Below are 13419 nucleotides of genomic sequence, written 5' to 3'. Positions count from 1 at the left end.
GTGGATTGCTCCGAGCATGCGTCGAGCATTGCTCCGGGCATGTGCTCAGGCATTGCTTGCGCCCCCGTTCTTCTTTGCCCAGCGGATGCTCGCGGCCTTCTTCGCCTTCTCCGAGCGGCGGCGCGATTCCTCGTCGGATGGTTGATATTCCGCCCAATCCGGCACCTCGAACCCGCCCGGGACTGGCCGCCACATGCCCACCTGGACGAGCAGATCGGCATCGCGCTTCTTCCCGTGGATGAGCCCCAGGGCGATCTCCGGAACGAACCCGTCCGTGCCCTGCTGACCGCAGTGTCCGAGCGCGAATACGTACACGCAGAGCGCGTGATCGCCGCCTCGTTCGGACAGAAGCGTGAGCACTTTGTGGTTCGACGCGAGCGACGCATCGACCCGCACCCAGGACATTCCCGCCATCAGCGACCACCCCATCCGGTCGGGAGGAGCTCGGCGATGAGAGAGTCATCGGGCAGCCCTGTGGAGCGCGCGAGACGCAGGAACTTCCACTCAGGCTTCGTGTTGTAGATCGGCGTGCGCTCGTGGATCAGCGTCGCTTCGACCTTGCGCGCGGCGCTGCGGGACTCGTACCCGGTGAGGATGACGTAATCGACGGTCGCTTCGCGCGTCCACCAGGACTTGCTCAGGTGTGCCGACCAGCGGCCCGGGAAGCCGTCCGTGATGCCGACGTACAGCAGCGTGTGACTGGCGTCGTAGACCTCGTACACGTAGCAGCGGATCGTCGCCGCCTCGGTGATGAAGGCCCAGTTGACGGTGAAGTGTCGGCCCACATGCACGCGGCGCGGGTCGGCCTCACCGTTGGGTCTGAGCTGTTCTTCCATCAAGTCTCCTCGCATTCGCACGGCTTCACGAGGAAGCACACGTCGCAGACGACCTCGCCGGGCCGCAGCTCGGTCGGGTCGAGTGCGGCGCCCGGGAGGGCGGCGCGCTCGCAGTCTTCGTGCACGTACCGGCCGCCCTCGGAACGGATCAGATCGCCAGGCTCGATCGACTCCCCGCACGCCGTGCAGCGGCCGGGAAAATTCGCGGGGAACGCCATCACGCACCTCCCATGCGTTCGTGTGCTTCGTACTCGGGGATCTCGACCCAGGCGCCCTCGTCGTCGTAGAGCACCCAGGCGAGGCGCAGCGCACCCCATGGGCCCGGCACCCAGCGGCGGGCCGGCCACTCGCGCCAGTCCGCCCAGCCGGGCACCGCCCAGCCGTCCGCAACGGCATCCGCGGGGTGAGAAGTCACCCATCCGTGGCAACCGGTGGTGCCGGTGCCGCAGAGGAGCTGCAGGTTCGACGCGACCGTGTGGCCACCCTGGGAGCGGTTCTTCCGGTGGTCCCGGTTCGTGCCCTGCGCGCGGCGGCACCGCTGGCAGGTGTCCGAGTCGCGGAGCGTGGCGAGCTCGTATGCGTCGCGCTCTTCTGCCGGTGTCGGGCGGGCGAGCTTCGGGCCGATCATGAGCAGCCCCCTGCGTCCCGAGTAGCGTGGGCAGGGGGTCGACTGTTGGCGGATTCATTGGACATGACTGAATCTGCCGAGTGGCTCCGCGTCCTCTGTACGCTCCGCGCCATGATCCTGATGAGTTGGCCGGATGCCCCGATGTACGCCCTAAACTGCGCGCACATGCTCCTCTCGTTTGCCCCCGACACCTTGCTCGCCGCAGCTGCCGCAGTCTGCCTGTTGTCGAAGGAGGGGCGCGCTTGGGCGGTCACGCTGCACCAGCTTCTTCGTCGAGAAGATCGAACAGGGTAGGCATCTTTGCGCGGTCATCGTGGCGCCGGAGGTAGACGAGCGAGTCGGCGACAGACGCCGGGTTCAGCTCGGACCCGAAGCCCTCGCGGCCGGCTTCGACAGCGCAGAGCACGGTTGAGCCGAGCCCAGAGAACGGGTCGCCGACGAGGTCGCCCTCGTTGGAGTACTCGTTGATGAGCCGGCGGGGGATGTCGAGCGGGAACGGGCAGATGTGCTGTTCGACGTTGCGGCGCTTCTGCTCGCTGTTGAGCGTGTCGATGCGGAGCACGTCATGCCAGACGGCGGGGTGCCAGGAGCCGGGCACGAGGGACGCGAACGTGCCGGGTAGGGCGTGCTTCGCGGCGAGCTCGTTCGCGAGGCGCACGTGCTCGTCGTAGTCGTACACGGACCGCAGCGACTGCTCGGTGAACAGGCGCGAGCGCGTCTCGGGGTCGAGCTGCATGAGCTCGTCGACGGAGAGCAGCCGGTCGCCGCCGGTGCGCCAGTCGGCGGCGGCGTCGATCTGCCACTGCCCGACCGTGTACGCGGCGGCATCCTTCGTGACGCGCTCGTCGGCCCACCCCTTCGTGCGGTCAGTCTGGGGCTTGCCGAACAGGAGGACGTACTCGGGTGAACCGACACCCATCGGGGTGTGGTCCTTGAGCATCTTCGAGTACGAGAGCCGGTAGGTCTGGTTGTTCTCGCGGACGACGTCGGTGGTGACGGTGATCATGCCGTGGTAGTCGAAGCCGTGGCCGGTGTAGTGCGCGATGGCTTCGGCGTGCAGCGGGGAGACGGTGTAGCGGCCCTTGCCGGTGACGGAGCCGAACAGGAGCCGATCCTTCACGTGCACGGCCATGATGCGGCCGGGCTTGAGCGCTCGCAGGAGCGACGGCGTGAGGTAGTCCATCTGCCACCAGAAGTGGTCGTTGTCGTCGGTGTGGCCGAAGTCGGCGTAGTTCGGGGAGTACTCGTAGTGGTTCCCGAACGGGATCGACGTGACGATCAGGCCCATCGAGTCGGGTTGCACGTGGTCGCGCCACTCGACGACGGAGTCGTTCAGTGCGATCGTCCACCCGTCGCCGGCGTGGACGTCGCGTTCGACGCCCATCGCGCGGGTGAGTTCGGCGCTGATCGCGAGCGGGTCGAGGCCGTGCTCGCGGATGATGTCCGACATGGTGTCGGTGAGGCGGTCGTGCTCGATCCACTTCGCTTCGAGGGTGGAGCGGACCTCCGTCTCGGACTCGGCGTAGATCAGGTGCACGACGACGGGGCGCGTCTGCCCGTACCGCTGGATGCGGTGCACGGCCTGGATCGTGTCGTTGAACTTGTAGTCGATGCCGACGAAGATCGCGACGTGCGCCTGCTGCAGGTTCATGCCCTGCCCGAGCATCACCGGCTTTCCGATCAGCTCGGCCGTGTCGGATGCGCGCCACGCGTCGAGGCGCGCCTCGGCCTCGTCGTCGGCGAGGGAGCCGTGCACGGAGGAGAACGAGATGTCTTCGGCGACGAGAGCCCGCTCGAGCGCGGTCTGCTCGTCGTTGAGGTGGCACCAGATGACGAGCTGCTCGTCGCCGGCGGCGTGGTGCTCCCGGACGAGCTCGAGCGCCTTGGCGATGCGGTCGTCCATGGTCTGCCGCTTCTCGCGTGCCGCGTCGACCATGCTGAGCGCGCCGCCGCGGACGAGGACGCCCTGCCCGTCGCGGTCCATCCGGTCGGAGTGCAGGTCGATCGCGACCTCGTGCCAGCGCACGTCGATCGGGGGCAGCTCGTACCCGTCATCGGGGAACCCGAGGTCGGAGGGCCGCTGGAGGAAGCACGCCCACGTGTTCAGCCACAGCCAGAACTCGCGCTCCTTGTGCGGGTATAGCTGGAGGTTCCCGGCCTTCGAGCTGTCGCGCTGGAAGAACCGGGTCAGGGCGGCGCCGGTGTCCATGATGCCGAGGAACCCTGCGTAGTGGATCAGCTCCTTGTGCCGGTTCGGTGACGGCGTCGCGGTCGCGACGAACCGGTACGGCACGGCGTCGAACAGCCCGAGAAACTCCTGGTACGTCTTCGACCCGAACGAGCGGAGCACGGATGCCTCGTCGAGAGAGACGGCGTCGAAGAGCGACACGTCGAGCTTGCCGTCGCGGACGGACTCGTAGTTCGTGACGTAGAACCCGCCGCCGTCGAGCTCGTGCGTGTGCCGTACGAACTTCACGTCGAGGCCGAGCAGCTCGCGGCCGTCGCGGATGAACTCGCTGCGGACGCCGAGCGGGGCGACGATCAGCGCGCGCGACGAGGGCCGCATCCGGTCGGTGATGAGGCGGAGGATTTCCAGCTGCATGACCGACTTGCCGAGGCCGAACTTCGCGAAGATCGCGCGGCGGCCGCCGGCGACGGCCCATCGCACGATCGCGGCCTGGTGTGGCTTGAGTGCGGGACTGATCTCGGTCGGGTCGACGTCGAAGCCGAACTTGCGATCGAACGCGACCTTCTCGCGCAGGAACTCGTCGTAGTCGAGGGTGCCGGGGTTGCCGGTGGTGAGTGCGAGGGGGCTCATGCGTCCCACCGGACCTTGGCAAGCGCGTCGATGTGGGTCAGAGGCAGTCCGATGTCGATCGGGCGTCCGCCGAGGCGGGCGATCATCGCGGCGAGGACGAGAGCGTCAGCCTCGTTGTTGTCGGCTACGGGGACGTCGGGGTATCGGCGGGCGACGCTGAGGAGCACGGCATCCTTGCCTGCGTTGCCCTTGCCGGTGGCGTACTTCGCGCGCTGCGACGGGGTGATGACCACGATCGGGTGGGCGAGGTACGCCTGCAGCTCGCTGGCGACGAGCCACCATCCGCCGTAGATGCGGTCGAGGCTGGATGAGCGGGAGTGCATCGAGACGCCCTCGATCGCGACCCGGTCGCCGGAGAAGAGCTCGCCGGCCTCGAAGAGGCCCTGCACGATCGACGCGCACCGCCGGGTGAAACCGTCGATGGTGCCGTCGTCGGGACGGGTCTTCACGAGCTCGGTGCGGGCCGTGCCGCCATCGATGACGGCGATGCCGGTGGCGGTGAGGGAGAAGTCGATGCCGACGAACCGGGGCGGCTCGGCCGGGGTCTGGTCGGTGAGGTTGTGCGCGCCGTCGGCGGCGCCGGAGAATGTGGTGTCCATCGCTGGTTCCTTCGCAGGGAGTACGGGGGTGGGTGTGGGGGCTCAGCGGGCCGGAATCCTGCTGAGCCCCCGGTTCGCTACCGGACGATCAGGTTCGGCTGGATCAGGGCCTCCGCGAACACGCGGTCGCCCTGCTTGAACTCGAAGTGCACGGGGCCCGGCTTGGCCGGGTTGTCGGATGCCGTGGGGCGGATGAGCGGCACGTCCCACTTGCCTCCGAGGACTCGGAGGGAGGCCAGCAGCTCGGGCTTGAGCATGAATGGGCCAGCGTGGAGCTCCGCGGCGCGGGCCTTCTCGAAGAGCTTCCCGATGGGCGGAAAGTTGCCCTTCACGAGGGGGCCGGTGCGGGAAATGACACCCTCGACGTCGCCGGAGTCGAGGCTCTGCCGGACCTCAAGCTTGAGGTAGCCGTGGTCGTCGTTCGCTTCGCCCGGTGCGCGGGTGGTGAACGTCACGATCGGGTCGAACGCGGTGTACCGTCGCGAGGTGAACGCGAGCGCGTTCTTCGACAGCCACAGGAGGGCGTCACGCGGCATGACGAACTCGTGCGCCTTCGGCTTGCTCTGGACGTTCAGCGCGACGGTGTGGACCCGGTAGCGGTCGGTCGCGAGGCCGCGGAGCTCGTCCGGGCTGACGGTGATCTGCGCGGCACAGATCAGCGGAGTGGCGTCGTCCTTGGACGCCGCGGCGAGCATCGCATCCGCGAGGTACTTCGCGCTTTGCGCGGAGATCGTGACGGTGTTCTTCTTGCTGGTCATGAGGTGTCCCTTCGTGGGTCAGCCCCGATGCGTCGCGTACGCGGCCGCAACGGCCTTGTTCACGTTGAGCATCGAGTAGATCTTGGTGGTGAGGGCCTTCTGGGTGTCCTCGGCGTAGTGGTACTCGGCGCGCTTCTGATCCCAGAGCGCCTTCGCTTCGGCGGCGTCGAGCTCGGCCTGCGCGCGGGCGAACGTCGGGATCATCGACTTGCCGTGGTCGACGAGGGCGGTGTTCTTGATCCGCGAGTACTCGCGCTCGGCGGCGTACCGTTGCTCGTTGATCGCGAGGAGCACGTCGGGCATGTCCTCGAGCAGGGCGTTGGCCTCGCGGATGAAGAACTCCATCTCGACCGGGTTGGTCGCGGAGAACTCGCGCAGCTGGTCGGCCTTCTGGATGAACGCGGACTGCTCGGTCACGGCTGTGCGTCCTCGAACTCGGCGCGCGCCTCGGCGGCTATGGCCGCCTCGTCCCGCGGTTCGGGGTCGTCGAGCACCTCGGCGTCGACGACGTTCGCGTCACGGGCGAGGACGCCGGCGCGGGCGAACCAGGCGGCCTTGAGCTTCTCGGTCGCCTCCGGGCGCATGCGCTCGCGGATCTCTTCGAGGGCGTCACGGGTGTCGGCCGCGGCGATGAGCGCCGCCCAGTCCTCCGACGGCTCGGGGTCGGGCTCGGAGACCGGCAGGGCGGGGCCGCCGTCGGTGAGCTCCTCGGTGGAGTAGAGCCCGAACGTGACGTCGGAGAACCCGAAGCGGGAGACCTCGGAGATCGCACGCCACACGGGCATGACCTCGGCGTACGACTCCCACGGCTTCGCCTTACCCTGGCTCGAGCGGGCGCGGACCTCCCAGACGCCGTCGGCGTTCTGCCGGTACGAATCGACGAGGCCTGCGCGGATCGCGCGGGGGATGTCCCAGGTCGACTCGAACTCCTCGCCGGTCTGGGTGATCGTGCCGACGACGGTCACGGAGTAGTCGCCCGTCGGGATGCTGCCGGTCTTGCGGATCTCCAGCCGGTTCCCCGCCTTGCGGATGAGCCCGGCGATGAGCTGCGCGGAGAGCGTCGCGCGGCCCTCGACGACGTTGATCGACTGCAGCGCGGCGGCCGGGTGGAGGCCGAGCATCGCGCCCGTCTCGATGACGAGGAGCACCTTCCCGGGCGAAGGCGCGGCCGGGCCCATCGACCCGTCGGGGCGCTGCACCGGGGACCAGAGGCCGCGGGGGATCAGGTCGCCAGCGGCGGCGAGGGTCTGCGCGTACTCGCGGCGCTCGGTGAGCGAGGCGGCTTCGTAGGCGACGACGGCGGTGGACATTCAGAACGCTCCTTCGAGTGCGGGGACCGCGTCGAGCGCGGCGACGACGTCGTGCGCGATCGGCACGATCAGGGAGGTAGCGGCGACGATCTGCGGGTGATCGCGGTAGAAGACGAGGGCCTGCGGATCGCGGCGGAGCACCCACTCGCCGCCCTGCTCGACGAGCTCGCCCCACACCCAGTCGGCGAACTCCGCCTCGGGGATGCAGTAGAGCTGCCAGGCGAGCTGCCGGATCTCGTACGGGGTCGGGCCGGTGACGATGCGGTTGTGCTTCGTCTTCGTCTCGGTGATGCCGAGGCGGGCGCCGACGCGGCGGGTGCCGTCGACCGTGGCGCCGAAGCGCTCGTTGTCGGGGTGGTGGATGAGGAGGCTGTTCGGGTCGGCCCCGGCCCAGGCGAGCAGCATCGGCTCCCACCGGTTGCCCGACTCGGTCGCCGCGTTCCCCCGGAAGGTGCGCGGTTCGAGGATCTGCCGCACGTACGTCTCCACCGAGCCGGGCTTCGCGAACTTCCCGGCCGTCGACGAGCCGATCACGCGGCCGTGCACGGCGAGCCACGACTCACGGTCGGCGGAGTCCGCGAGCGTCCGCCCGAGGTCTGCGAGCTCGCTCATGCGAGGCCAAGCCCTTCGCGGATCGTGGCGACAGGTTGCACGCTGTGCTCGTCCCTGGGCTCGATCGCGAGATGCCGGAGCGGAGGGAAGTCGAGCGGATCGACGCGCAGCGAGGCCAGTGCGATGAGATTCGCGATGCGCTGTTGCTCGACGAGCGCGAGCGTCGCGTGCACCTGAGCCTGCGCCCAGCACCCCATCGCCTTCTTGCCGTACTCGTCCGCGATGAGGTAGTTGCCCTTCTCGTGCGCCTCGCGCAGCTTCCCGACGGCGGCCTCACCATCGGCGACGATGCGGCGCGCCTCGGCGGCGTGGTCGACCGCGCTCACGAGTTCCTCCCGAGGATCGCGCCAGCCAGAGCCAATGCGAGACCGACCTTCGAGCGGGGGCCGGCGTCGTAGCTGACGACCGCCCCCGGGGCGCTCGGCGTGACGATCACGAGCGCCTCCCGGAGGATCGCGAGCTGCGTCTCGATCGTGCGATGCAGGGCGACGATCAGCTCGGCATCCTGCGCGACGGGGTCGATGTCGGCCACCCAGAGGGCCTGAATCACCGGAAGCCCTTCGGAGTCACGGACGATCTCATGCCCGCGGAGCTCCCACGGGCCGGGCGTGCTCGCGTCCCGGAGCGCTTCGAGCTTCTGGGCTGCGGCCCGCAGCAGGTCGATCGTGCTCACAGCTCCGCCCCCTCTCGCCAGAGCGCGGCGTGCTCGCCGAGCACGAGCACCTTCGAGTCGTCTGTCGTGTTCGCGAGGCCGACGGAGTGCGCGCCCCACGCCGAGCGGCCCTCGAAGAGGACGATCACCTGGCGGCCTTGGAGGTCTTCCCATCGCTCGACGCCGACGGTCTCGATGATCCGGATGATGTGGTCGAGGCCGTAGGCGGTGCCGCGGCGGGAGTAGTCCCGGCCTTCACGGTCCTTCGGCTCGTCGAGGCAGAAGCCGCCGACGCTGACGCCGCCGCCGGACCACTCGATGGTGAGGGACGCGGTCAGGATGCCGTGGAACTCGTAGCCGAGGGAGGTGGACTTGATCGTGCCGATCTGGCCGCCGTACTCCACGCCGTTGTGCTCGATGAGGATCTCGCGGGACATCAGCGCACCTCGCCGTCTTCGATGACGAACCCGACCGAGCCAGACTCGTCGACGACTTCGATCCACACCTGGTAGTCGTGCTCGGCGGCGAGCTCGGCGATCAACTCGAGCGACTTCGAGTCGAGCAGGGAGCCGTCGAGGATGCGCAGCACCCGGAGGGTGGGGTTCGCGGCCATCGCGAGCGCGACGGACACGCGGAGCTGTTCGGCGGCGGATGCCTGCGAGAACGGGATGCCGTTGAACGTGACCCCGGTGTCGTTGAACGAGAGCCCCGGGACGGGGAACTCGACCTCGGCGAGGGCGGCGGCCTTCCGCTGCTCGATCTGCTGCAGCTTGAGGGTGTGCTGCGCGTGCGCCTGCTTCCGCTCGGCGAGCTCGGCGGCGACGGCCGCGCGCTGCTGCTGGGCGCGGACGCGGGCGTTCGTCTGCTCGAGGGTTGCGAGCCGCTCGTCGAACGGCGCGAGGTCGACCGGGCGGTCGAGCTGCAGCGCGGCATCCTGCAGCAGCGCGAGGTTGTTCATCTTCTCGCGCAGCTGCTCCTCGAGCTCGTTGATCTCCTCCATGAGCCGCTTCTCGGCGGCGACGGCGCGCTCGTACATTTCGTTGTTCGAGCGGGCCCGCTCGCGCTCGGCGAGCACGTCCGCGGCGGACTCCTCGGCCTCGGGCAGCGAGGGGTCGGGCTGCGTGTAGCCGGCGAGCTGGCCCTCGAGCTTCGTGACGTCGCGACCGATCTCGGTGCGGCGGTCGTAGACGCCCTTCCGTTCCCGCTCGAGCTCGTCGGGGTCGAACGGGAGGTCGACGGTGGCGACGAGCGCGGCGAGCTGCTCGCGGGCGGGCAGGCGGGTGAACGCGAGCGGGTCGAACGCCCGCGCCCCGATCGCCTGGTCGAGGAGCTTCTGCGGCGAGGAGTGCTTCGCGCCGTCGGGCGCTTCGACGGTGAGGGTGCCGGAGTCGTCCTTCGTCCACCGGCGGGTGACGATGAGGTCTCCGAGGTCGAGGCGGACGACGGCGGTGTCCTGGCCGTCTCGGATGGGCTGCTGTGTCGCGCGGGATGCTTCGCCGCCGGCGAGGGCTGCCCAGATCGCGTCGAGGACGGACGTCTTGCCCTGGGCGTTGCGGCCGCCGATGAAGACGACGTTGCCCTCGGGGGTGATGTCGACGGCCTTGAGGCGCTTGTAATTCTCGGCGCGCAAGTTGAGGACTTGGAGTGCCATGGTCAGTCCCTCCCGTCAGCGAGGTCGGCGAGCCGGTCGGCATAGCCGGGCGCCTTGGGCGAGTTCGGCCCGTAGGCGTCGAGTGCGGCGGCGCTCATCTGGTCGACGGCGGCGGTGAACGCGGGGTGCACGTTCGGGCCGAGGAGTTCGGCCGCGCTGATCTCGAGGACGGGGATGCCGTCGGGGGTGAGGTAGGTCTTCACGAGTTGTCCTTTCGAGGACGGCCGCTGAGCCACGCGGCGATGAGGATGGGGGAGAGGGCGAGCCAGACGCCGGCGAGCGCGAGGGGGAGGCTCCGCCCGAGTGCGCCGACGGCGACGAGGGCGCAGCCGACGATGACGAGGATGAAGAGCGCCTGCGCGATCGCGAGCGACCCCTTCGACTCGGGTGCGACGTCGTGGTGGGCGGGCCGCTCGCGCGGCTCGTCGTACGGCTCCGCGTACGGGGTGCCGCACCCCTCGCAGGTCCACACGGCGGTGCGCCGCGGGTCGTCGAACTCGGCGTCCACGTCGTACTGCGGAACGTCGTAGAGCGGGCACTTCCGCTCGCGGGTTTCGTCGGTCCAGCCCCAGCACTTCACGCCCTGGAGGCGGCCGTACCGGATGTGCACGCCGCTCATCGGGTGCCTCCGCGGAGCTTGCGCCACTGCCGTGCCGTCCACGAGAGACGCCGGTGCCGGCGGGGGAGGACGGAGGGCACAGACCCGGTCGCCGTGGACGCGGCCACGGGAGGTGCGGGCGGGAGAGCTACGTCGCGCACGGACGCGGTCGTCTCGATGAGGTCGAGGGCGGTGTCGTCCATCACGCCGCCTCCCTCACGGCCCACACGACGGCGGGCCGGCGGTACGGCGTCTGCCGGCGTTCGCCGGTGTCGTAGACGCGGCCCAGCATGTGGAGTTCCGAGCGGCGGCGGGCGATCGAGTGAGGCTGGACGAACGGCCAGTCGTTCTCGACGCGGAGGTTGAAGTACGCCGGGATCAGCTCGAAGTCGGCGCGTGGCTCCTCGGCGAGGAGGTCGAGGATGGCCTGCTGCACGCGGGACGCCTCGTCACGATCGACGGACTCGGCCGCGATCCGGGATGTCTCGGGGTCGTGGGAGTGATGCAGGTGCTTCACCTCGACCCGGGTGGTATTGTCGGCGCTGTTCAAGGGACTTGTTCCTTTCTCGATTCGGCCTCGTTGCAGCGAGGCCGTTTCACTTGGCCGCTCGGTCTGAGCCCGCACTCATGCGGCAGCAGCACGTTCTGCTTCTTCGGCGGCCAGCTCGTCCAGCACATCGAGGAACGCGTCGGCCGCGGCGGCGATGGCCTCGTCGCGCGTCGGCATCAGGCCACCGCCATGAACGCGGAAGGCGTCAGGTTTGAGGGGGCGATCTCGAGGACCTCGGCGATGCGGAGGAGCTCGCCGAAAGTGAACTCCGTGTCGCCGTTGATCTTGCGAGTGAAGGTCGTGTGGGGGATGCCGGCGGCCTGGGCGACGGAGGCCTTGGAGCGGCCGGATCGGAGGATGGCTGCGGCGACCTTGTCCGCGGCCTCTCGGGTCGGTGTGTAATCCATGCAGCAAACCTAGTGATCCAAATGGATCATGTCAACTAAGGGAACACACCTATTTGGGTTGTTTCGTGATCCAAAATGGCGCTAGTGTCATCCACATGGACAAGTATGTTGTGGCGGCGGCTGCGGAGCTCCGGGCGGCCCAGGCTCGTGCTCAGCTCACCGATACGGCTCTCGCGGAGAGGTCGGGGATTCCGACGGTGACGCTGCGGCGCTACCTGAAGGGGACGCGTGACACTCCCGTCTCTGCGCTCTTCAAGATCGCGGATGCCCTAGGCATCTCCCCGGGGCGCCTGCTCGACGACGCCGCCAAGAACCTCGACTAGGCGCGAAGGCTGCACGCCGAGTTCTGTCGCAATCCTCAGGATCAGGCCCGTCGTGAGCGTCATTACGTTCCCCAATGTTCGAAGTTGTGTTCGAATGTAGGGCATGCAAGAGGATTGCACCACATCAACACGCACCCCAGGAGAGGGGGACTCGTGATCAAGCCACAGGGGGCGCGGGCGCGCGCCCGCGCCGTGCTCTACCTTCGACAGTCGGTGCATCGTGACGAATCGATCAGTATCGAGATGCAGGAACAGGCCGGCAGGGACTACTGCGAGCGCATGGGCTACGACATTGTCGAAGTGCACTCCGATCCCGGATACTCAGGCCGCCGCTGGGACAACCGGCCCGCGGTGCAGGAGGTCATGTTCGCCGTCGAGGCAGGCCGAGCGGACGTCGTGGTTCTCTGGAAGTGGTCTCGTCTCGCCCGCAACCGGCTGCACTTCGCGCTGGCGGCAGAGCGCGTCGAGAGTGCCGGCGGACGGATCGAATCCGCCACGGAGCCACTCGACACCACTACGGCGTCCGGACGGTTCGCTCGCGGCATGATGACGGAGTACGCGGCATTCCAGTCGGAGCAGATCGGAGAGCAGTGGCGAGAGGTTCGCGAGCATCGGCGCCGGGCAGGGTTGCCACCAACTGGAGGTCCTCGATTCGGCTACCGACGAGAGGGCGACGCCTACTCGCCCGATCCTGAGATCGCGCCCATTCTCGTTGATCTCTACAAGCGGTACCTCTCAGGAGCAGGTGCAGCGCAACTTACGCGCCGGCTGAACGAGCTCGGCATCCCGTCGGCTAGAGGTTCACGATGGACGTACCAGTCCACGCTCGGGATGCTGGACACCGGCTTCGCGGCTGGGCTGATCGGACGGGCGCGTAGCGCCCGGCGCGTCTGGGAGCGGGAGTTCACCCGCGGTGCACACGAGGCGATCGTCGACGGCGAGCTCTGGGATGCGTACGTCGCGGCTCGCGCGAAGCGCCATCGTGTTCCTGCGCGCGAAGCCGGGAAATACCTGCTCACGGGGATGCTGCGCTGCGGCGACTGCGGTGGCCGAATGCACGGCCACCAATACCCGGTCGGTCCGACCTATGTCTGTTCCCGATCGACTGTGACCGACGGCCACCGCAAGGTCTCCATCGTTGCCTGGAGAGCCGAGAAGGCAGTCGAGGACTGGGCGCTCGCGCTCGCGGATGAGGTCGCCGCTCAGGCCGACGCTCGCGCGGCTCTACATGTGAAGCTGACGAAGACCGGAACCCGTCGGTCGTACTTGCGGCGCGAAATCGAGAAGGCCAACGATCGACTAGCCACCCTGACGGTGCGACACCTCGACGGAGTAGTCACCGCGGAGGCCTACAAGGTGGCGGCAGAGCGAATCGAGTCCGAACGGAACGCGGCGACACGACAGCTGCAGATCCTCGCCGAGAACCCTACGAGCATTGCCGCCCTCTCTGAGCTTCCTGGGGACCTGCGTGCGCAGTGGCCTAGGTTGTCGAACGCACAGCGGCAGCACGTCCTAAGGCCGCTCATCGCGTGGGTGGAGGTGGCTCCGGCATCTGCACGCGGTGCCCGCAAAGAGCAGCGAGTCACGGTCCGACCGGCGTGGACGGAGCTTGAGGAAAACGACGGTTAGAACATGACGATGTCGAACGTCGAATCTGCCATGCCGCCAGTCTAGCCA

Annotated in this window: 20 protein-coding genes; 2 read left to right on the top strand and 18 right to left on the bottom strand. The window is 68.5% G+C overall.

Going from position 1 to position 13419, the window contains the following annotated elements:
- Window positions 1–45: 45 nt before the first annotated feature.
- From QSJ60_RS17855 to QSJ60_RS17770, 18 genes are all read right to left on the bottom strand, one after another.
- Window positions 46–414: a hypothetical protein gene (locus tag QSJ60_RS17855; protein WP_285464968.1), complete on the bottom strand. Its 369-nt coding sequence runs from the start codon at window positions 412–414 to the stop codon at window positions 46–48.
- A complete protein-coding gene (locus tag QSJ60_RS17850; RefSeq protein WP_285464966.1) occupies window positions 414–836 on the bottom strand; it encodes a GIY-YIG nuclease family protein in 423 nt (140 codons plus the stop codon). The genes QSJ60_RS17855 and QSJ60_RS17850 overlap by 1 nt, the downstream gene beginning before the upstream one ends.
- Window positions 836–1054: a hypothetical protein gene (locus tag QSJ60_RS17845; protein WP_285464965.1), complete on the bottom strand. Its 219-nt coding sequence runs from the start codon at window positions 1052–1054 to the stop codon at window positions 836–838. The genes QSJ60_RS17850 and QSJ60_RS17845 overlap by 1 nt, the downstream gene beginning before the upstream one ends.
- Entirely contained in the window at window positions 1054–1464 is a 411-nt protein-coding gene (locus tag QSJ60_RS17840; protein WP_285464963.1) for an HNH endonuclease, read from the bottom strand. The genes QSJ60_RS17845 and QSJ60_RS17840 overlap by 1 nt, the downstream gene beginning before the upstream one ends.
- Before the next feature lie 250 nt (window positions 1465–1714).
- Complete coding sequence (locus QSJ60_RS17835; RefSeq protein ID WP_285464961.1) at window positions 1715–4282, bottom strand: DNA methyltransferase; 2568 nt, start codon at window positions 4280–4282, stop codon at window positions 1715–1717.
- Window positions 4279–4881: a hypothetical protein gene (locus QSJ60_RS17830; RefSeq protein ID WP_285464960.1), complete on the bottom strand. Its 603-nt coding sequence runs from the start codon at window positions 4879–4881 to the stop codon at window positions 4279–4281. The genes QSJ60_RS17835 and QSJ60_RS17830 overlap by 4 nt, the downstream gene beginning before the upstream one ends.
- A gap of 77 nt (window positions 4882–4958) precedes the next feature.
- Complete coding sequence (locus QSJ60_RS17825; protein ID WP_285464958.1) at window positions 4959–5639, bottom strand: hypothetical protein; 681 nt, start codon at window positions 5637–5639, stop codon at window positions 4959–4961.
- Between the two features lie 18 nt (window positions 5640–5657).
- Window positions 5658–6056 carry a hypothetical protein gene (locus QSJ60_RS17820; protein ID WP_285464957.1) on the bottom strand — a complete coding sequence of 133 codons (399 nt, stop codon included), beginning with the start codon at window positions 6054–6056 and terminating at the stop codon, window positions 5658–5660.
- The gene (locus tag QSJ60_RS17815; protein WP_285464955.1) at window positions 6053–6949 is read right to left on the bottom strand and encodes a hypothetical protein; all 897 of its coding nucleotides are present in this window, start codon (window positions 6947–6949) and stop codon (window positions 6053–6055) included. The genes QSJ60_RS17820 and QSJ60_RS17815 overlap by 4 nt, the downstream gene beginning before the upstream one ends.
- Window positions 6950–7561 (bottom strand): hypothetical protein, encoded by a 612-nt coding sequence (locus QSJ60_RS17810; RefSeq protein ID WP_285464953.1) that lies wholly within the window; start codon window positions 7559–7561, stop codon window positions 6950–6952.
- Window positions 7558–7887 (bottom strand): hypothetical protein, encoded by a 330-nt coding sequence (locus QSJ60_RS17805; RefSeq protein ID WP_285464952.1) that lies wholly within the window; start codon window positions 7885–7887, stop codon window positions 7558–7560. The genes QSJ60_RS17810 and QSJ60_RS17805 overlap by 4 nt, the downstream gene beginning before the upstream one ends.
- The gene (locus QSJ60_RS17800; RefSeq protein ID WP_285464950.1) at window positions 7884–8234 is read right to left on the bottom strand and encodes a hypothetical protein; all 351 of its coding nucleotides are present in this window, start codon (window positions 8232–8234) and stop codon (window positions 7884–7886) included. Before QSJ60_RS17800 ends, QSJ60_RS17805 begins: the two co-directional genes overlap by 4 nt.
- Entirely contained in the window at window positions 8231–8650 is a 420-nt protein-coding gene (locus QSJ60_RS17795) for a hypothetical protein (RefSeq protein ID WP_285464948.1), read from the bottom strand. Before QSJ60_RS17795 ends, QSJ60_RS17800 begins: the two co-directional genes overlap by 4 nt.
- Complete coding sequence (locus tag QSJ60_RS17790) at window positions 8650–9864, bottom strand: AAA family ATPase (protein ID WP_285464946.1); 1215 nt, start codon at window positions 9862–9864, stop codon at window positions 8650–8652. Before QSJ60_RS17790 ends, QSJ60_RS17795 begins: the two co-directional genes overlap by 1 nt.
- 2 nt (window positions 9865–9866) lie before the next feature.
- Window positions 9867–10067, bottom strand: coding sequence for a hypothetical protein (locus tag QSJ60_RS17785; protein WP_285464944.1), 201 nt, complete (start codon window positions 10065–10067; stop codon window positions 9867–9869).
- Window positions 10064–10483, bottom strand: a complete 420-nt coding sequence (locus tag QSJ60_RS17780; protein WP_285464942.1) for a hypothetical protein — start codon at window positions 10481–10483, stop codon at window positions 10064–10066. The genes QSJ60_RS17785 and QSJ60_RS17780 overlap by 4 nt, the downstream gene beginning before the upstream one ends.
- Before the next feature lie 181 nt (window positions 10484–10664).
- Window positions 10665–11012 (bottom strand): hypothetical protein, encoded by a 348-nt coding sequence (locus QSJ60_RS17775; RefSeq protein WP_285464940.1) that lies wholly within the window; start codon window positions 11010–11012, stop codon window positions 10665–10667.
- Between the two features lie 176 nt (window positions 11013–11188).
- Window positions 11189–11419 (bottom strand): helix-turn-helix domain-containing protein, encoded by a 231-nt coding sequence (locus tag QSJ60_RS17770; RefSeq protein WP_285464939.1) that lies wholly within the window; start codon window positions 11417–11419, stop codon window positions 11189–11191.
- A gap of 95 nt (window positions 11420–11514) precedes the next feature.
- Between QSJ60_RS17770 and QSJ60_RS17765 the strand changes: the two genes are divergently transcribed.
- Entirely contained in the window at window positions 11515–11742 is a 228-nt protein-coding gene (locus tag QSJ60_RS17765; RefSeq protein WP_285464937.1) for a helix-turn-helix domain-containing protein, read from the top strand.
- A gap of 153 nt (window positions 11743–11895) precedes the next feature.
- On the top strand, window positions 11896–13371 hold the full coding sequence (locus QSJ60_RS17760) for a recombinase family protein (protein ID WP_285464935.1): 1476 nt from the start codon (window positions 11896–11898) through the stop codon (window positions 13369–13371).
- The last annotated feature ends 48 nt before the right edge of the window (window positions 13372–13419 follow it).

This window comes from Agromyces sp. NBRC 114283, assembly GCF_030268405.1.
GTDB lineage: Bacteria > Actinomycetota > Actinomycetes > Actinomycetales > Microbacteriaceae > Agromyces > Agromyces mediolanus.
This window is presented reverse-complemented; position numbering and strand designations above follow the sequence as displayed.

Excerpts from the sequence above, each read along its gene's own strand:
- QSJ60_RS17855 (WP_285464968.1), bottom strand. The coding sequence starts at position 414 with ATGGCGGGAATGTCCTGGGTGCGGGTCGATGCGTCGCTCGCGTCGAAC.
- QSJ60_RS17850 (WP_285464966.1), bottom strand. The coding sequence starts at position 836 with ATGGAAGAACAGCTCAGACCCAACGGTGAGGCCGACCCGCGCCGCGTG.
- QSJ60_RS17845 (WP_285464965.1), bottom strand. The coding sequence starts at position 1,054 with ATGGCGTTCCCCGCGAATTTTCCCGGCCGCTGCACGGCGTGCGGGGAG.
- QSJ60_RS17840 (WP_285464963.1), bottom strand. The coding sequence starts at position 1,464 with ATGATCGGCCCGAAGCTCGCCCGCCCGACACCGGCAGAAGAGCGCGAC.
- QSJ60_RS17835 (WP_285464961.1), bottom strand. The coding sequence starts at position 4,282 with ATGAGCCCCCTCGCACTCACCACCGGCAACCCCGGCACCCTCGACTAC.
- QSJ60_RS17830 (WP_285464960.1), bottom strand. The coding sequence starts at position 4,881 with ATGGACACCACATTCTCCGGCGCCGCCGACGGCGCGCACAACCTCACC.
- QSJ60_RS17825 (WP_285464958.1), bottom strand. The coding sequence starts at position 5,639 with ATGACCAGCAAGAAGAACACCGTCACGATCTCCGCGCAAAGCGCGAAG.
- QSJ60_RS17815 (WP_285464955.1), bottom strand. The coding sequence starts at position 6,949 with ATGTCCACCGCCGTCGTCGCCTACGAAGCCGCCTCGCTCACCGAGCGC.
- QSJ60_RS17810 (WP_285464953.1), bottom strand. The coding sequence starts at position 7,561 with ATGAGCGAGCTCGCAGACCTCGGGCGGACGCTCGCGGACTCCGCCGAC.
- QSJ60_RS17795 (WP_285464948.1), bottom strand. The coding sequence starts at position 8,650 with ATGTCCCGCGAGATCCTCATCGAGCACAACGGCGTGGAGTACGGCGGC.
- QSJ60_RS17790 (WP_285464946.1), bottom strand. The coding sequence starts at position 9,864 with ATGGCACTCCAAGTCCTCAACTTGCGCGCCGAGAATTACAAGCGCCTC.
- QSJ60_RS17780 (WP_285464942.1), bottom strand. The coding sequence starts at position 10,483 with ATGAGCGGCGTGCACATCCGGTACGGCCGCCTCCAGGGCGTGAAGTGC.
- QSJ60_RS17770 (WP_285464939.1), bottom strand. The coding sequence starts at position 11,419 with ATGGATTACACACCGACCCGAGAGGCCGCGGACAAGGTCGCCGCAGCC.
- QSJ60_RS17765 (WP_285464937.1), top strand. The coding sequence starts at position 11,515 with ATGGACAAGTATGTTGTGGCGGCGGCTGCGGAGCTCCGGGCGGCCCAG.